Below are 17,869 nucleotides of genomic sequence, written 5' to 3'. Positions count from 1 at the left end.
AGAAATAATCATGAGTGATCCATCCCAAATTCGTATCGTGCTTGCAGACGATCAACCGATTGTACGTCAAGGATTACAGTATATTATTAATGCACAACCTGATATGGAATGTGTAGGTGAAGCAAGTAATGGGAACCAAGCGTTAGAAGTTACGCTAGCGCAACAGCCTGATATGGTATTGATGGATATTCAGATGCCAGAGTGCTCCGGGTTAGAAGCGACAGAACAGATTTTACGTGTATTACCAGATATGAAAATTGTGTTGCTGACCACATTCGATGTACAAGATTATATCAAAGAAGGTATCCGCGCAGGAGCCACTGGTTTTCTACTGAAAGATGCAGATACGCAAGAATTACTAGCAGGCATTCGGGCAGTATATAAAGGTGAAGCACTATACAAAACACCACTTGCTAGCAAAGCACTCGCTGAAGCGCTCAAAAAGGCAGAACCCTCACAACCACCTCATCCGACCACATATGAAATGATTGAGCCGTTAACCGATCAAGAATTAATTGTGTTACAGCAGATGGCGTATGGCAAACGTAATTCAGAGATTGCACTGGCGCTACATATTTCACATGGTACTGTCAAAACGCATGCACATCGTATTTTTCAAAAATTAGATGTAGAAGATCGGACGCAAGCAGTAGTATTGGCGATACGACAAGGTTTAGTGCAATAAGAGAGAAAGTCAGGTATATCGCTAGATAGATACAAAGGTGCTGAAAGATCAACCTGCAAGTAGACGAATACAAACGGTGAGACTCTTAGAATAAAAGTATAACCAAATTCCAAGGAGGTCATCTTATGTATTCGAATGTAGGTACAGCATTACTCGTGATTTGTATTATTGTGTGGGTTATTTTTCGTCAATTGCGTCCCAAACCGGTCAAGAAATTATTTTTTATTCTATTACCATTGCTTGCCGTCTATGAAGTGCATCAGACCTTTCCTCAACAAGCGGTGCCGATGACCCAATGGATCGAATGTATTCTTGTTATCACTTTCGCTTTGATCGCTGGAACCATACAAGCATGGTACAGCAAAGTGTATATTCAGAATCAAATTGTCTATGTCCAAGGAACAGCAATTACGCTCATTACGTGGGCAAGCTTTATCGGGGTTCGAATGACATTAGGTTTTGCTTTTGGAGAGTTTGCAACAGGGTATCATCGTATTCAATGGATATTGTGGATCGGAATTGCTGTTATCTTCGCTACACGCAGTCTGATCTTGTATGCCAAATTCCCGGAGATTAAGCAGGCATTTACACCTTCTAAAGTCAGTTAATTGATTTACAAATATCCCTTTATTTATCACAAAGTATAAATATAACGAAATAATGTATTGTACTTGAAACTAGATTATGCAATATTTAAAAGGACACGTTTGGCTTTGAATGCACATTACACATTCAGAGGGAGTTCTATCATGAAAAATTGGCACCAAAAGATGCTTTCGCTTGTGCTCGCAGCAGGTCTACTGGCGACAGCTTCACCAGCAATGGCGGCTACATCCACACAGTCGTTAACCGTTAAGGTAAATGATCAGAAGATTCAATACAGTAAAGGCATTGCACCTACTGTTCAGCAGAAAGTTACTTTAGTTCCACTTCGTTCGACATTACAAGCAATGAATATTCAATTGTCCAAAGTATCCAAAGACAGCATAACGGTTGTCGCTAATGGTAAAAGTGTTACTGTTAACAGCAAACTATTTAAAATCAATGGAACTGCTTATGTGCCGATTCGCACATTTGGTGAATTAACAGGATACACAGTGATCTGGAATGCCAAAACGCGTACAATCCAGCTGACTTCACCGCCAGTTGCACCCACTCTTCCTGTAGTAGAAAACAATACTCCTCCTGTCGATACAACGACTGCTCCTACAGAGAACACAGCGTCACCTGTCGTGACTCCAGACCCTAGCAGTACTGTAACACCAACACCTGTACCATCTACAGAAACTGCCGATACCGGTGGTCGTGGATTTATGTGGGAAGTACAAAATAACGGGAATACCGTGTACTTGGTCGGTTCTATACATATTGCCAATGAAAGTTTTTATCCGTTACGTAAAGAGTATGAACAAGCATTTGCGCAAGCTAATTATCTTGGGGTAGAAGTAGACATTACCCAGATATCGGACGAAGCGATGCAAAAGCGTGTATTGGAAATCGGTGAGTACAAAGATGGAAGCAGACTGCAAGATCATCTTTCTACCTATACGTATGCCAAATTAGGTAAAGCGCTTCTAGCGAATGATTGGAAACGCGATGCGTTAGATCGTTTCAAACCATGGGTAGCAGACATGATTGTTAGCTCATTTGCTCCAAGTGATCCAGAGTACAAATCTGCTGATGGTATCGATCTGCATTTTATTCAACAAGCCGCAGAACGCAAAATCACAGTGATGGAATTAGAGTCACAAGACTCACAGCTTACGATGCTAAATAACTTCTCTGATGAATTACAAGAACAAATGCTGTATTCTACACTATACGATTTGGACAACCCGAATCAAGCTGATCTGCATGAAAATACAGATGAAGCCGCAGAAATGTGGAAAACAGGCGATGAGAAAAAATTGCTAGAATTAACAAACAGTACAGCAGGTAATGAAGAATATAATAAAGCGATACTGGTTGACCGCAACGTTGGAATGGCGCAAAAAATTGATGGCTATCTGAAAAGTGGTGGCAATCAGAAATACTTTATCGTTGTCGGTGCTGCTCATTATCTAGGTAACGATGGTATTATTCATTTGCTTGAGAAAAAAGGATATACAGTTACACGAAAATAATAGGTATTATCAGCATTTGTATTCATCATTAGTTCTATCCAGTGACATTCAAACCATAAACGTGCTCCGAAAAGCCACCTCATTCGTTGATGAATGAAGTGGTTTTTTGTTGCAAATACAACAAAAATAAACTATATTAATATCAACTATTTGTTGCATTTACAACAAAATGATTAAAGGAGATATATATGAAAGAGATACTTCGTGAAATCGGAATGATTGCTAGAGCGCTAGATAGTATTAGCAATATTGAATTTAAAGAGTATAACCTGACAAAAGGTCAGTATTTGTACCTTGTACGTATCTGTGAGAACCCTGGTATGATTCAAGAAAAATTAGCAGAAATGATCAAAGTTGATCGAACAACAGCTGCTCGCGCGATTAAAAATTTAGAAGCGAATGGATTGGTGCACAAAAAAGAAGATCCACATAACAAAAAGATCAAAAAGCTTTTTGCTACAGATCAAGGAGAACAGATCTATCCTATGATCAAAAAAGAAAATGATTACTCTAATCTGGTGGCACTAGAAGGATTGTCAGAAGCCGAAACTGATTTGATTTTCGACCTTCTGCAAAAAGTAAGAAAAAATGTAGAAAAGGATTGGACATTTGTGAAGAAAGGTAATAAACGCAATTATCAAGATGGTATAAAGGAGCGATCTGCCCAGATGAGTATCACAATACGACCATGTACTTTAGAAGATATCGAAGAGTTACAAGAGATTAGCTATCAGACATTCAACGAGACATTTAGAGAACAGAATTCACCTGAAAATATCGATCATTATTTGGAGAAAGCATTCAATCGTCCACAGTTGGAAGAAGAATTAAAGAATCCGTATTCGCAGTTCTTTTTCGCTGATGTGAATAATGAACTTGCTGGTTATCTCAAGATCAATACGGATCAAGCACAATCGGAAGAAATGAGCGAAGATGCTCTGGAAATTGAACGCATCTATATCAAGCAATCATTTCAAAAGCATGGCGTAGGCAAGTATCTATTTCAGCAAGCCCTTCACATCGCGCAACAATTGAATAAACAGCAGATGTGGCTGGGCGTATGGGAAAAGAATGATAATGCTATCGCCTTTTATCAAAAGCTAGGGTTTGAGCTAACCGGTCAACATTCGTTCTATATGGGAGATGAACAGCAGACCGATTTAATCATGACAAAAAGACCACTTTAATGATAAGTGGTCTTTTTGACTAGAATAGGATGCAATTAGTATGAAAACTTAGCTTGATACGCATTCATTTCTTTATGGAACTGTGTCAGTAATTTGTTAGCTATTGCTAATTGAGTATTTGCTTTTTTGGAGATGCTAGGATCTAATTTCTTTTTGGATAAATACTTTTGGAAAAGAAGCATACCTTGCAATTGATAATTAGCGCCTTTTACATATATTCTATGCATACGAGCCAAGTCTTTGTTAGGAGTATAGATTTTTTGTACCCCTTTAACAAACTTTTTATAGTTCGGAAGGGCAATACCTGTAATCTCTACATAAGAAGGACGATGATCTGAAGCTTTCACTTTTTTGTTTTCTTTAAAAATAGTCAGAGCAATCTGTTCATATTCTTGAAGAGGTTCCAATTGAGCATCATAATCCACATAGTCATGATACGCCTGCTTGTATTTGGCAGGGACATGGCTATCATCATAACCATATTCAGAAGAAGTTGCTGCATGAGTGGACTGAAGAGGTGCAACCAATAACGCACTTTGTACGATCAAAAAGGTCAGCGTCAATATCCACAATAATCGAGCTTTCACGTTACTATATAATCCCCTTTCGCTAATATATTAGAGAAGACTCATTATAACATAGGTTGATTTTGTCATTTCCTGTTACTATTTGTATCGTCATTTTGCACTCTTTCTTTTAGAAAGTTAGCAAGCATATTTTAGTGTATATGGTCAATATAAGCAAATTTAATTGCTTGGTGAGTATTGGAAACGGTTAACTTATAAAGAATGAACGTTTAGCACACTGCTAAACACGGTAACATGTTGACACGTTCTATAGGTGCTTTGCTATCTTCTTAAGGAAAAGGAAGTGTACAGATGGTCAAAAGAGTGATTGTAACAGGTGGTAGTGGACTTGCTGGTAAATGGGTAGTGAAAGAACTATTTGAACAAGGGTATGAGGTACTGAATCTGGATAAAGTGCCTTTGGATCATCCACATGTACGGACATTAATTACAGACCTTACGGATGCAGGGCAAGTGTTTAATGCTTTGGCTAGTCCTACGATTGATAAAAGTTACCACGAATCGATAGCATCACAACCAATTGATGCGATTATTCATCTGGCGGCGATTCCGCAAATTTTAACGTATCCCGACAACGAAGTGTATCGAATTAATGTGATGAGCACCTACAATATATTAGACGCGGCAACTAAATATAATATTCCTAAAGTGATTCTCGCTTCCAGCGAAACGACTTATGGTACTTGTTTTGCAGATGAACATCGTGATCCTGATTATTTCCCATTGGATGAAGAGTATCCTATTAATCCGATGGATAGTTATGCTATGTCTAAAGTCGTTAATGAAGTGACTGCTAAAGCTTTTCAGACCCGTACAGGTATTGATGTGTACTGCTTCCGGATTGCCAATGTGATTGATCCTGCGAGATATGTAGATTTCCCTGCTTATTTTGCCGATCCTATTCAGCGTAAACGGATAACATGGAGCTATATTGATACTCGTGATCTAGCACTGGCATGCCGATTAGCGGTAGAGACAGATGGCTTAGGATTCCAGGTGATGAATATTGCGGCTGATGATGTGTCTTCTGATCGACCGACCAAAGAATTGATCGCAGAGTATTACCCGAATGTTCCTGTGAAAAAAGAATTAGGTGAATATGAGACATTGGTGAGCAATACCAAAGTCAAACGATTGCTTGGATTCGAGCAACAGCATTACTGGAGATCTTATGTAGACGTAGATACAAAATAGAATACAACATACGATCCAAAAGGGATTTAGCCGTCATATCAGCTAAATCCTTTTTTTATTATTGATCTACGCTAGTATGATTACTGTGAAAATGGAGCGTTATACAAAGCGATCTCTTCATTAAATTCACTGATCAATAACTGACCTTGAGTGAATTTGAAGTTCGCTTTTTTGATAATGGTTGGGTCAGGGTTAAGCTTAGACACGTATTTCTGGAAAAGGACCATCCCTTCCAATTGAAGCGTAGTTCCTTTGATCAATTTGGAGTGGATAGTGGAAAGATCATTGTTGTTAGGCTTTAGTTGCTTCATTCCACTTAGAAATTTTTTGTAATTGGGAATCGCGATATTCGTCATTTCGCTATAAGCTTGCTTGCGTGTAGAAGCTAATACTTTTTTGTACTTGTTTAGAATCGAGACTGCTTTGGTCTCATAAGGAACCCACTCTTTATATTGACTATAATAATCGACATAATCATCAAAAGCTTGCTGTAGCTCAGGAGCGACTTCATGATCGCTGTAGGTATCTTCTTCAATATCAATCGGTTCAGGTGCAGAAGGACTTTGGTTAGACAGTGGTTTGTTTGTTGTTGCTGCATGTATAGTGGCTGATGAATAAAACACAGGGATAAGTGTAAATACCATCAACATCACGATCACTCGCAACGATTGCTTTTTCATAGACAATAAAGTCTCCTTTGTACCTTTTTTTCTATAAAAATCCATTTATAAAGGTATCATATCAGAAAAGGTTCGCCAAGAGGTAACACTAAAATAACACAATCCCAATAACTGCTGAACCTGCAATCACCATTAAAGGATGAAGCTTGTACTTAACAATAGCCCAGAATGCGGCAACACCAATCAGTAAAGTCGCTAGTGTTGTGCAGCTCATGACAACTTCAGCATGATTAGACAGACCAAAATGGATCGCTGCGTAAGCAATCAATCCGGTAATAATAGGGCGTAATCCGTAAAAGGATGATTTGACCCACCTATTCGAATGGATTCGGTAAAAGAACGCTGCAATGATAATCACAACAATCAGCGAAGGAAGTACGATCCCTGTCGTCGCTACAATAGCTCCTGTTAAGCCTGCGGTCTCATAGCCAATCAAGGTTGCACTATTGGTAGCAATCGGTCCGGGGGACATTCCAGCAAGGGAGACTGTACTTTGAAATTGTGCATCGGTTAGCCATCCGTATCGGCTAGATTCATACTGGATCATCGGAATCACAGCATAACCGCCACCGAATGAGCTAAAGCCAATTTTTAAAAAGCTTAAAAATAATTGCCATAATAACATGATATCTCCCCCTTAGATATAATACTCAATCGTCGGTGGAATATGATCATGGGTGGCTTTTTCAGTACGTGTGGTCATGCCTAGTTTCTTTTTGGCTTGAATAATTAAGATCCCTATTCCAAGTCCGAAAAGAATCATAAAGATCGGATTCAGACCGGTGATCAGCAGTGTAATGAGTGCGCCAATCGCAACAACAATCGTAGAGCGATCAAAGAGTGCATTTTTACCCATCCGATAAGCCGCAACAGCAATCAGCCCGATCACAGCGCCATGAATCCCTTGAAAAGCCGCTTGTACTTTAGGTTGATCTTGAAAAAAAGAATAAAAAGCGCTTAAAGCAAATACGATAAAAAACGTAGGTAATGTAATACCCAGTACAGCCGCTATCGCTCCGGGAATCTTACCCATTCGATATCCTAGAAACGTAGAAGCATTCACTCCTACACCGCCAGGAGCAGAACCTGCAATCGACAATAGATCGCTCATGTCTTGTGCATTAATCCATTTACGCTTGTACACCACTTCTTTTTCCAATATCGGAATCATCGCATAACCGCCGCCAAAAGTTGCAGGGCCAATTTTGAAAAAAATCCAGAAAAGATTCCATAATAAATGTATGTTGAACTGAAGATGTTCAGTTTTAGTTGTTTTCATGTTCTTCACTCCGCTCTTAATTACAAGTATATCATCTTTTAATCATTTTGAAATAAACTTTGGCTTGTGAGGAGTTCAATGTTTCTAATCATTGCTAAAGTGTTTGCTTATAAATCGAAAATAGGCTATAAAATAAGTGTATTCATGTTCTTTTTTTCTCATTGATAAAAAGTGGTGAAGGCGATGTTTACAGGATACAATGAAGGCAGATTTTAACCTTGAACCGGAGTTGAAGAGGGATAGATCGTTTACGGTATTACCTCTTTTTTTATAAAATATGTCACATGTATCCTGCTAAATGTTAGAGAAGGGAAGAACGTATGAATACATTTCAATTTCCAATGAAAATGGTCAAACGGCAAGTCTATGATCGTATAGCAGTGCAAGACCAGATTTCCAAAACCGAGTTGTTGCAAGAAATGGATATTACCAGTAGTAGTCTGAATCGTATTCTCGATGAACTGGTACGAGAAGGATGGATCAGTGAATCAGGTCAAGGACAATCGACAGGTGGACGGCGACCTACATTATATCGGATCGATCCCACTCATCGTTATATTTTGGGATTGGAGATTTCTCGTGTCTATTCGGTGCTAGGATTATACGATCTTCAGATGAACACGATTGCTTCGTATCGCTGGTTTATGGATGAACATATGACACCAGAACGCTTAGTCGATTATGTGGAAGAACGTATCGACTGGATGTTGAATGATTATCAATTAACATGGAGTCAGATTATCGGTATAGGGATTGGTGCAGTCGGCCCTCTAGATCGAGAAAAAGGGATCATTTTGAACCCTGTTTATTTTCCGGCGAACGGTTGGAAAAATGTTGCGATCTGCCAGATGCTGAATGAACGTACAGGACTGATGGCTGTGCTTGAAAATGGAGCGAATACAGCTTTGATCGGCGAACACTGGGCAGTTCGAGATGAGAACATGCAACATATGTTATTTGTGAATGTAGGAGCAGGGATTCGTTCTGCTATGATGTCAGGTGGACAATTGGTACGTGGGGCTGTAGATCGTGAAGGATCTATCGGACAGATGATTATTCAGACCGATGGAGAAAGACTTCATGATCAAGGAAATTATGGAGCATTAGAAGCTTTTGCTTCGGTTCAAGCGTTAGAACAACAAGTTCGGCAACGGATGAAGCTTGGCATGGATATCTGGGAAGCCGCAGAAGATTTAAGACCGGAACAAGTTCATTTTGATACGTTGATTACAGGGCTGAATCAAGGGAATATTTTTCTACAAGAGTTATTTGCTCGTTCTGCTGGTTATATGGGGATTGGTCTTGCCAATATTATTCATATTCTACTACCAGAGAAAGTGATCCTTGGCGGAGCTCTGATTAATGCCAATCCTTCTTATTATGAACAAGCCATAGCTGTGGCTCGCAAGAAAGTAGGGTATGATGATAGTTACCAGCCCATCTTCTCCAAAGGCGTGTTACAAGAACGCGCTGTTGCTGTAGGCGCTGCTGTAATGATTTTGCAACAGATGGAGTTGTAATCGGATCGGTTGGATTGACGCTACGTCGGGATGATGCTAACATGGCGATGTGACATTACAATATCTGTATATCTGAGGAGAGAAAAATGATGAGTAACCACAACAACTTTCCGATCGAACTAGGGCAATTCCGTGATGATCTTGGATTGCTAGAAGACGAAGCATTTCAAAAAGGGTTTCTCATATTGGACGAACAAGGTAATGAACATGATATGATGATTGTCAAAACGTTTACGTATGATCAGATTCCATATGCTCTTTTGTTACATAAAGAACCTTCTCCGCTAGATGGTACGATTTTGAAAGTCGAATATGATGAGGAAGAAGATGAATTTTTCTTAAATCATATTACCGATGATGAAGAATGGGAACGCATGGGGCAAGTGTATGAAGTTATTATTCAGTTAAATAAAGACAATCCTACCGATAAGTAGAATAAAAATAAAGCCCTCCTCATAGATGTAGAGGAAGGCTTTATTTTTATTTATTCAAACTTAACAATATAATTTGCAAATCGATCATTGAATTGCTCTACTAAGTCGCCACCTTGCCCGATCAGATTAATTCCTTTTTGGACAGAGGTGTAATTCACTTTAGAAGTAGATAATCCTTTTTTGATTAATTTCATCCCTTGCAGATTGAGAGAAGCTCCTTTAATGTACACTTTGTGCATAGAAGCTATTTCTTTATTGTTGGTTTTGATCTTTTTCATGCCTTTTAAAAACAAAGTATAGTTCGGGATAATCGTCTTGGTCAGTGCAGTATAAGCAGGTTTACGGTTAGAAGTACCGAATCCGTTAAACGTATTGAGTTTGTCTACCGACTTGTTCTCATAATCAGCCAAGACCGCAACGTCATCTGCATAATCTAACAATTGCTCGTATTCTTCTAACAAAGCAGGATCGATATCTTCGTCAGTATACGTATCTTCATCTACATTTGTACTATTGTCCTCTGAGATCCATTCACTGTCTGTTGAATCTGTCGAAGTGGTATCTTCGGCTGCGAAGGCAGAAGCAGTAGGCATCAAAGGAGTAGCGATCAGTAGAAAAGCAAGTAATGCTGTACATAAATTCTTTTTGTTCATGAGTAATAATAGCCCCTTAGTGTGTAAAGTACGATTTGGATATATTCACATGCTAAGGTTTATTGTGCAGGTAGGAATTTGGAAATATAAGCTTCCATTTCTTTATCAAATTGAAGCAACAAATCGCCGCCTACATCTAGTTTAGCATTAGACTTGTTCAGTATATCATCATTTAATTTGGTTTTGGATACATATTTTTGGAATAAAACAAAGGCTTCCATTTCAATAGTAGCGCCTTTTATATATTTAGCATGCATCTTAGCCAGCTCAGGATTAACCGGTTTGATTTGTCTGATGCCAGTTAAGAATTTTTTGTAATTTGGGATAATCGTATTGGTGACAAGCAGATATTCTTGCTTGCGATTGCTGCTAGTTACATAATCATTTTTGTAATAAGCTGTCCATGCCTTTTTCTCATACTCCAACAACGGAGCCATCTGATCACTATACTCTAAAAGCTGAGAAGCTTCTTCAACGAGAGCAGGGTCCAGATCGTCTACACTTTCACTATCTTCATATGTGTCTTCGTCTACAACTTCTGTACTGTCATCTAGCGAAGAAGAAGAGAATGAAGAAGCCATCGTTTCCAGATCCATCGTATACGTGCCATCCGGTAAATCAGTATCCGTAGCCGCATAGGTAGCGCTTGCAAACATCAAATTAGAACCTGTCAGAACAGCTGTTAGCACCAGTGTAAGCATGAGTTTTCTATTCATCTGTGATAATCCCCTTTTATCTAGCGTTTGGCAGTATAAACGCGACCCCATGCAATCAAAAATGATTTTTGCAACGCAAAATATCTGACAATCAGCGTTTGGCAACAGAAACGCGATCGAGTTCTATAAGAAATGATTTTTGCGAGGCAAAATATCTTACATTTCGAATCTAGCGTTTGGCAGTATATAAAATGATTATGTTGAAAATTTAACACGTAAATTGAAAAAAACCAATACTAATTTATCCATATTTTAAAAATAATAATAATCGTTAACAAACCGTGGTAGATTGCTATCTTGTTTTAAGGTTTAAAGTATTAAAGAGACTGTTATTCATAGACCAATATTGCGACAAGTTATATATAAATAAGACTCAAGGGGGAAATGAAGATGGAGAAGCAATATGACCTGATTGTTATTGGAACAGGTAGCGCAGGAGCGGGTGTAGCCATCGCTTGTAGCAAAGAGGACTGGAAGGTGGCGATTATTGATTCTAGAGCTTACGGTGGCACTTGTGCGCTTCGTGGATGCGATCCGAAGAAGGTTCTGGTTGGTGCGGCTGAGATTATTGATTGGAACGAACGAATGCGTGGCAAAGGGGTACAAGATCAGCCGACGATCAACTGGGCAGACCTGATGGCTTTTAAAGAAACATTTGTCGAAGATATTCCTCCTGCTCATGAACAGAAATTAAAGGATGCGGGTGTAGAGACTTTCCACGGATTTGCTTCGTTTATCAATGAAGATACCGTTCAAGTAGGAGACGATCAGCTGAAAGGCAAACATATCTTGATCGCAACGGGTGCTAAGCCTGCTCCATTATCGATTGAAGGAGAGCAGTATCTAGGCAACAGCGATGATTTTCTGAGTTTGGAACAATTGCCGTCTACGATTGTATTTGTCGGTGGAGGTTATATTTCGATGGAATTCGCTCATATTGCGGTAAGAGCAGGAGCCGAAGTACATATCATCCATCATGGAGAACAACCACTGAGTCATTTTGATCCTGATTTAGTGGATGAATTGATGAAGCGTTCACGAGAAGTCGGTATCCAATTTCATCTGAATACAGAGATTCAAGCGATCAAGCAGACAGCAGAACATCAATACAGCGTACAGGCTGTGCAGAAATCTAATGAACAAGAAAAATCGGTACAGATCGAATGTGGTCTGGTGATCCACGGTGCAGGACGTGTACCTAATATCGATAAGCTTGGGCTGGATCAAGCCAATATTGATTCAGAGAAACAAGGAATAACGGTGAATGAGTATTTGCAAAGTACCAGTAATCCACGTGTCTATGCGGCTGGTGATGTAGCAGCAACCAAAGGATTACCACTCACTCCGATTGCAGGGATGGAGTCTCAAGCGGTACGAGCGAATTTGCTTCAACACAATGTGCAAATACCGAATTACAAAGTGATGCCAAGTATCGTATTTACTATTCCCAAGTTAGCATCGGTTGGTATGACTGTTGAAGAAGCGCAAAAGTTAGGTGATCATATCAAAATAAACGATATGGATACTTCCTCATGGTACACCTACAAACGAACCAATGAAAAACATGCTCGCATCAAAGTCATTATAGATACGCAAGCAAGACGAGTACTAGGTGCTCATATATTAAGCGGAGAAGCAGATGATTTGATTAATCATTTTGCAACAGCGATTCAATTCGATCTGGATATTGATGAATGGAAAAAAACAATCTATGGTTATCCGACAGCGATGTCTGATCTATCGTACTTTTTAGAAGAATAGTCAGTATTAAAAAGATCTATAAAGTGCAATCCTTATCCAAAGGATTGCGCTTTTTTTATACGGCACTGCGTAATTTCCCTCTTGTCAGACGTTAACAATTCAGATATCATCGAAATAAAGCGCTTACATTTATTGGAGAAGGAGACTGTATATTCTGTAATCATCACAAGGAAAGGGGTATTACTATGTATGCAGAATTAACGGCTGATCGTTATTTGTTAGCTGGACCATCGCCTTGTTACCGTCCGCAGGTACAACAGAAATGGGTTATTCTTTATACATTGTCCGGTCAGGGAATGATTCATGATCAGGATCATCGTCTGGAATGTCGTGCAGGAAGTATTGATATTATTCCACCGGGTATGCAAAAAAGCGTCTGCCAGCCGTCACATCATCGTTTGGAAGGCATTTGTTGTTATTTTACCGCTCATCCTCAATGGTCTATTCTACTCAAAAGTATTCAAGATTTCTGTCCTAGCCTACATATACAAATCGATCATTCTATTTTAGCTTCACGTGTCCAACATGCCTTTGAACGACTGCTTGAATATTGCACAGAGCCTGTGAGCAGATATGATAATGAACTTTCTTTTCATACCCTTAGCGAAATTTTACTATCGATTACGGTATACTATGAGCCTCAAGAAGATCGTACCGATTCCAGAATTACAGAGATCATTCATTACTTGAAAGAACACTACAAAGAAGACATACGTATCGAGCATCTTGCACAGCATGTCTGCCTTTCGCCTTCGCGATTATTACATCTATACAAAGCAGAGACAGGGGAGACGATCGTCGACACGGTTACACGTATGAGACTAGAACAAGCTGAATATCTGTTGCGTTTCACTCCGCAGTATATTAATGAAATTGCCTATGAAGTAGGCTTCAATTCACAGACTTATTTTTCCCGTAAATTTGCTGAGCACTTTGGTGTCAATCCATCGACATTTCGCCAGGGACATACATTACAACCGATCGTATTGACTTCTTAATCGCACAAAAAAAGCCCCTGTGGCTTAGAACAGAAACGATAATTGCTATCGATCTGTTCTAGCACAGGGGCTTTGTGTATTCATGTAACGGAAGTTACATTTTGTTATTTAGAACGATTTTGTTTGTTGTGTTGCATACGTCTCATCAACAATCCAAACAATAATAATGCAGATCCAGCTAACCAGAAAGGCATGTTACTGGACTCACCTGTTTGTGGCAAACGATCCACATCAGGTGTGCTTGTTGGGTTAGACGGATTCGTTGGTACTGTTCCTTTAGGAATCGGATCATCGTTAACCGGAATATCTTTGTCCGGTGTCACAGGTACATTACCTTGAGGGATCGGATCATCATTGATCGGAACCTCTGGGTCTGATGGTGAACCCGGTGTTGGATTGTTGCTTACCGGCGTTGACGGCTCATTCCCTGGTTGTGACGGCTGTGTTGGTGAATCCGGTGTTGGTTCTGTATTACCTTGCGGAATCGGATCATCATTTACTGGAACCGTTGCAAATGGATCATCCGGTGTAGGCTCTACACGTCCACCAGGAACATCATCATCGTCATTGTTAGATGGTTGTCCAGGAGTCGTTGGTGTTGAACCATCTGGTGTTGTCGGCGTTGTTGGTGTCGTAGGTGTTCCGCCACCACCGCCTCCAGGTGGTGTGACTACTGGTGGTTCTGTTACCGGCGGGATCACAACAGGTGTTTTCTCGTTAGTGATCGTCATGGATAACATATTGCCTTTTTTCTGAGTAGTCGCATCAATCGTTACATTATGAATCGTTGGATCAAGAACATATCCAGCAGGTGCTTTGATTTCTTGCAGTGTATATTTACCATATAACAGGTTCGTATACATTACTTGACCTTGTGCATCTGTTGTAAGTTCGATCGCTGGCTTCGCTTGAGCTACATCTTGTAATTTGAAAGTTGCATCTTCTAGCGGCAAGCTCTTATCGTCTTTATCCACTTTTTGTACAGATAACTTACCGACTACTCCAGAACCCGTACCCGAACCTGAAGACGTACGAACTTCAATTTCTTCCTGAGTCACGAGTGTACCTGTTTTGATACCGTTACCTGTAAAGGCTACGCTATTGCTTACTTTTTCTCTATCCGATGCCGTAATCATACTTGAATACTCTAGAATGAATGCAGATGAGATCGGTTTGAGGAAAGTCAGTTCAAAGCGAGGTGCATCGCCTGCAAAAAATGCTAATTTATAGTCTGTATCTTTAACCAATTCATTACCTTTGGCAAGTCCACCGTTGCTCGCTACATTAGCTGCGAACAAGTGGAAAGAACTAGCAGATAACATTTGGTTAGTTGTAGGAGTATCTATAATTTTGGCATTTTCAACATACGATTGACCACGGTTGATATACACCGTCCAATTAATTTTATCTCCATCTTGTGTACCTGTTTTGGAGACATATTCGCCACCTTTAGGAATCTGAACAACAGCTGCCCACGGATAATAATCATTTCCGCTACGAAGTACAGCTTCATTATGAATGTTCGATTCAATCACTTGATTCTCAAGCGTTGTTTTGAACGTAATCCAGTAAGGTGTTTTGATTGTGTTATTAAAAGCAAGTTTTAGTACATTTGTATTTTCTGCCGTTGGAGCAGTGAATGTATACGCTGAAGGATCTACTGTAGAACCTTTAGAAGTACCATTCCACCAGCCTAAAATATTCAGATTGTTCACTTCAAGTGAACCAGGTACATAGGTCTGACCTGATTCAAGTGTATCTGTAATCACAGCATTAGGCAGTTCCTTTTTGTTGTAATTCGCTTTGATCGTCCATGTGATTTCTTTGGTTGTTGCATTATAGACGCCTTCTTTAGAACCGTTATTAACGGTCATATTATCTGGCCAGAAGCGTGCTTCTGTCGTCTGGGAACGAGGTGTTCCGTTCTCCGTCCAAGTCAATTTAGCACCATTGTAGAACTCAGGTTTTGTTTTATCTATTTTCCAATCGTTATTGAACGTTGTACCATACTGGATAGTCAACTGTTCTGTCACGTCTTGAGCAAATTTGATATCAAAACCAGACTTGGCATTGCTAGTTGTTACCGTATAAGCAGCAGTTGGAAGCTTACTGCCATCGGCTTTGCGAATCACTAGCGTAGAAGGTAAGAATTCTAAGCCACCGTTAGTGAAATAATCATTAATCGCTACATTGGACATTGTATATCCATCGCGATTAACAACTAATTTCCATGTCGCAATTTTACTACTATAATTGGCATCTGCTAATGTTTTGACAAAAATCGTACTTTGCAAGTTTTGACCTGCTTGTTCGCTTGTTCCGTCTGAAGTTACTTTGTTGATTACTTTCTCATCGGTATAGACACGTCCAGTGGCTTGTGTCTGATAAGTGATTGTGTAACCAGAAGTAATATCAGAGTTGAATTGAAGATCAAAACCGTTAGTACCTTTGTCGTTAGTTACAGGCGTTAACGTATAGTCTGTACCTTCGACCATTGTAGTACCTGTCGTTACATTAACCACTTTAAATGTATTCTGAAGGAATTGTTGTGTGCCATTAAAGCGATCTTTAAGTAGTGCTTTGGCTTGTGAAATGGGCTGTTCATTCATGTTGTAATTGATAGCCCATGAGATGGTGCGAGTCTTATCATCATAGCCGACTACGTTTTTAGATAAAAATTCGCCACGTTTGACACTGACTGTAGCACTGGCTTTGACTGATTCAACATCACTTGTAAGTGTCGCTGTATTCGTATAGCTCGTTTGTGTACCTTTATCTACACTTGTAGAGTAAGTCACACGGTAAGCTGAGCGAATACTTTGATCAAATGCAATTTTGAAATCAGCAGGGTTCGTTGTTAATTGATAACCTGAAGTGATTTCTTGACCGACTTTAGTACTACCGTCTACATTGACATTCAACTCATACACATGAATCGAATTAGGATCAAGAGTAAGACCGGCTGGAATGGGATCGGTTAGAACACCATTTTGAACATGTTTTAGATTGGTATTAACATCAACCGTCCAATTCACTTGTTGATTTTTTTGAACTTCACCTTTTTTGCTGATTGCTGTACCTTTTTGAGGTTTGATAAACACAACAATCACTTGATCCGCACCATTAATAGGAAACGGGATTTTGACTTCTGTACTGCCTGTTAAGATTTCTTTGCTAAATTCAGTATTAACTTGAAGCATACCGCCAATTTGAGAATGTTCTTCAACGAATTTGTTAAATGTCATCGTAACATGACCTTTAGTCGTTACATTGAAGCTACCTACAGAATCACCATCAAAACTGAGCGGTACGTTATTGATATCATTGTACAATTTGAACGCTGAAGGAATATCAAATTCAAAAGTAGAACCTGCTTTGTATGATCCGTTATCCGGCAATTGCCATTGATAGATCAGACTGACAGGAGCACCTGCTTCGATCTGATAATCTGGATTTTTGACCATATCGATTACGTTATTGTTAGCATCAACAATAGTAACATTCGTTAAGATACTTTGTGAGTTAGCTACTGGAGCAGGGTCCGGGGCAGCTGGCGTTGTAGTGGTAGGGTCTGTAGGTGGAGTTGTACTTGGATCTCCTGTTGATCCATTACTACCAGATCCACTTCCATCTGTCGGGGCGTATGTATCCGACTGTACAGTAGATTGACTATTGTTACTTGTAGCATCTGTAGAACCCGATTGAACGGCTTGAGAGGAATCAGTAGATTCCGGGCTAGCTGGTGTTGTATCGGCAGCGTATATGGTACTAGTTGCACCAACAAGAAGGTGAAACATAAGAATTAGCGACAGTACGAATGCGCTTATTTGTTTTGCTGTTTTCATCTAATATCCCCTTGCAATCTGAATGATAAGTGGCATGCGAGCCTGACGACTAATAGTTGACTTACTGTAAGTTTTAAAATTAAGCTATTTGTGTGAGTTGCTCCTTTCATTTTTGATAGTACCTGCTTTGACATTATACATGCTGTTTCTGAACAATTTCTCAACAACTTTTAGCAATTGGGCAGGAACTTTTGGACAAGTAATAAA

General features: G+C 39.6%; 16 protein-coding genes and 1 pseudogene. 10 read left to right on the top strand and 7 right to left on the bottom strand.

Annotated elements, in window-relative coordinates:
- The first annotated feature begins 10 nt into the window (after window positions 1–10).
- The 5 genes and pseudogenes from PTI45_RS20635 to paiA all read left to right on the top strand — a co-directional run bounded on the left by PTI45_RS20635 (window position 11) and on the right by paiA (window position 3,995).
- A complete protein-coding gene (locus PTI45_RS20635) occupies window positions 11–685 on the top strand; it encodes a response regulator transcription factor (RefSeq protein WP_069329470.1) in 675 nt (224 codons plus the stop codon).
- Window positions 686–810: 125 nt separating this feature from the next.
- On the top strand, window positions 811–1,293 hold the full coding sequence (locus PTI45_RS20630; RefSeq protein ID WP_069329469.1) for a hypothetical protein: 483 nt from the start codon (window positions 811–813) through the stop codon (window positions 1,291–1,293).
- A gap of 141 nt (window positions 1,294–1,434) precedes the next feature.
- The gene (locus PTI45_RS20625) at window positions 1,435–2,808 is read left to right on the top strand and encodes a TraB/GumN family protein (protein WP_069329468.1); all 1,374 of its coding nucleotides are present in this window, start codon (window positions 1,435–1,437) and stop codon (window positions 2,806–2,808) included.
- A 188-nt stretch (window positions 2,809–2,996) separates the two neighbouring features.
- Window positions 2,997–3,446: pseudogene (locus tag PTI45_RS20620) on the top strand (MarR family winged helix-turn-helix transcriptional regulator); the annotation flags it as partial.
- A gap of 30 nt (window positions 3,447–3,476) precedes the next feature.
- A complete protein-coding gene (paiA, locus tag PTI45_RS20615) occupies window positions 3,477–3,995 on the top strand; it encodes a spermidine/spermine N(1)-acetyltransferase (protein ID WP_069329748.1) in 519 nt (172 codons plus the stop codon).
- A gap of 35 nt (window positions 3,996–4,030) precedes the next feature.
- On the opposite strand, the gene PTI45_RS20610 is transcribed toward paiA, so the two are convergent.
- The gene (locus PTI45_RS20610; protein ID WP_069329467.1) at window positions 4,031–4,582 is read right to left on the bottom strand and encodes a hypothetical protein; all 552 of its coding nucleotides are present in this window, start codon (window positions 4,580–4,582) and stop codon (window positions 4,031–4,033) included.
- A 291-nt stretch (window positions 4,583–4,873) separates the two neighbouring features.
- Between PTI45_RS20610 and PTI45_RS20605 the strand changes: the two genes are divergently transcribed.
- Window positions 4,874–5,776 carry an NAD-dependent epimerase/dehydratase family protein gene (locus PTI45_RS20605; protein ID WP_069329466.1) on the top strand — a complete coding sequence of 301 codons (903 nt, stop codon included), beginning with the start codon at window positions 4,874–4,876 and terminating at the stop codon, window positions 5,774–5,776.
- Between the two features lie 80 nt (window positions 5,777–5,856).
- Here PTI45_RS20605 and PTI45_RS20600 read toward each other — a convergent pair whose 3' ends face one another.
- The 3 genes from PTI45_RS20600 to PTI45_RS20590 form a co-directional block, all read right to left on the bottom strand.
- On the bottom strand, window positions 5,857–6,456 hold the full coding sequence (locus PTI45_RS20600; RefSeq protein WP_069329465.1) for a hypothetical protein: 600 nt from the start codon (window positions 6,454–6,456) through the stop codon (window positions 5,857–5,859).
- Between the two features lie 88 nt (window positions 6,457–6,544).
- Window positions 6,545–7,081 carry a chromate transporter gene (locus PTI45_RS20595; RefSeq protein WP_069329464.1) on the bottom strand — a complete coding sequence of 179 codons (537 nt, stop codon included), beginning with the start codon at window positions 7,079–7,081 and terminating at the stop codon, window positions 6,545–6,547.
- 12 nt (window positions 7,082–7,093) lie between these two features.
- On the bottom strand, window positions 7,094–7,735 hold the full coding sequence (locus PTI45_RS20590; RefSeq protein WP_069329463.1) for a chromate transporter: 642 nt from the start codon (window positions 7,733–7,735) through the stop codon (window positions 7,094–7,096).
- Window positions 7,736–8,055: 320 nt separating this feature from the next.
- Between PTI45_RS20590 and PTI45_RS20585 the strand changes: the two genes are divergently transcribed.
- Window positions 8,056–9,255 (top strand): ROK family transcriptional regulator, encoded by a 1,200-nt coding sequence (locus PTI45_RS20585; RefSeq protein WP_069329462.1) that lies wholly within the window; start codon window positions 8,056–8,058, stop codon window positions 9,253–9,255.
- An 89-nt stretch (window positions 9,256–9,344) separates the two neighbouring features.
- Window positions 9,345–9,689, top strand: coding sequence for a DUF1292 domain-containing protein (locus PTI45_RS20580; protein ID WP_161594296.1), 345 nt, complete (start codon window positions 9,345–9,347; stop codon window positions 9,687–9,689).
- 50 nt (window positions 9,690–9,739) lie between these two features.
- On the opposite strand, the gene PTI45_RS20575 is transcribed toward PTI45_RS20580, so the two are convergent.
- Together PTI45_RS20575 and PTI45_RS20570 are read right to left on the bottom strand one after the other, a co-directional pair.
- On the bottom strand, window positions 9,740–10,342 hold the full coding sequence (locus tag PTI45_RS20575) for a hypothetical protein (protein WP_069329461.1): 603 nt from the start codon (window positions 10,340–10,342) through the stop codon (window positions 9,740–9,742).
- A gap of 59 nt (window positions 10,343–10,401) precedes the next feature.
- Complete coding sequence (locus PTI45_RS20570; protein WP_069329460.1) at window positions 10,402–11,058, bottom strand: hypothetical protein; 657 nt, start codon at window positions 11,056–11,058, stop codon at window positions 10,402–10,404.
- 390 nt (window positions 11,059–11,448) lie between these two features.
- Between PTI45_RS20570 and PTI45_RS20565 the strand changes: the two genes are divergently transcribed.
- Window positions 11,449–12,819, top strand: coding sequence for a dihydrolipoyl dehydrogenase family protein (locus PTI45_RS20565; RefSeq protein WP_069329459.1), 1,371 nt, complete (start codon window positions 11,449–11,451; stop codon window positions 12,817–12,819).
- 185 nt (window positions 12,820–13,004) lie between these two features.
- Window positions 13,005–13,817, top strand: coding sequence for a helix-turn-helix domain-containing protein (locus PTI45_RS20560; protein ID WP_069329458.1), 813 nt, complete (start codon window positions 13,005–13,007; stop codon window positions 13,815–13,817).
- Between the two features lie 104 nt (window positions 13,818–13,921).
- On the opposite strand, the gene PTI45_RS20555 is transcribed toward PTI45_RS20560, so the two are convergent.
- The gene (locus PTI45_RS20555; RefSeq protein WP_069329457.1) at window positions 13,922–17,662 is read right to left on the bottom strand and encodes a collagen binding domain-containing protein; all 3,741 of its coding nucleotides are present in this window, start codon (window positions 17,660–17,662) and stop codon (window positions 13,922–13,924) included.
- Window positions 17,663–17,869: the final 207 nt, after the last annotated feature.

It is taken from the genome of Paenibacillus nuruki (genome assembly GCF_001721045.1).
GTDB classification, from domain to species: domain Bacteria; phylum Bacillota; class Bacilli; order Paenibacillales; family Paenibacillaceae; genus Saccharibacillus; species Saccharibacillus nuruki.
The sequence above is the reverse complement of the archived record's forward strand: the minus strand, read 5'-3'. Positions and strand labels throughout refer to the sequence as shown.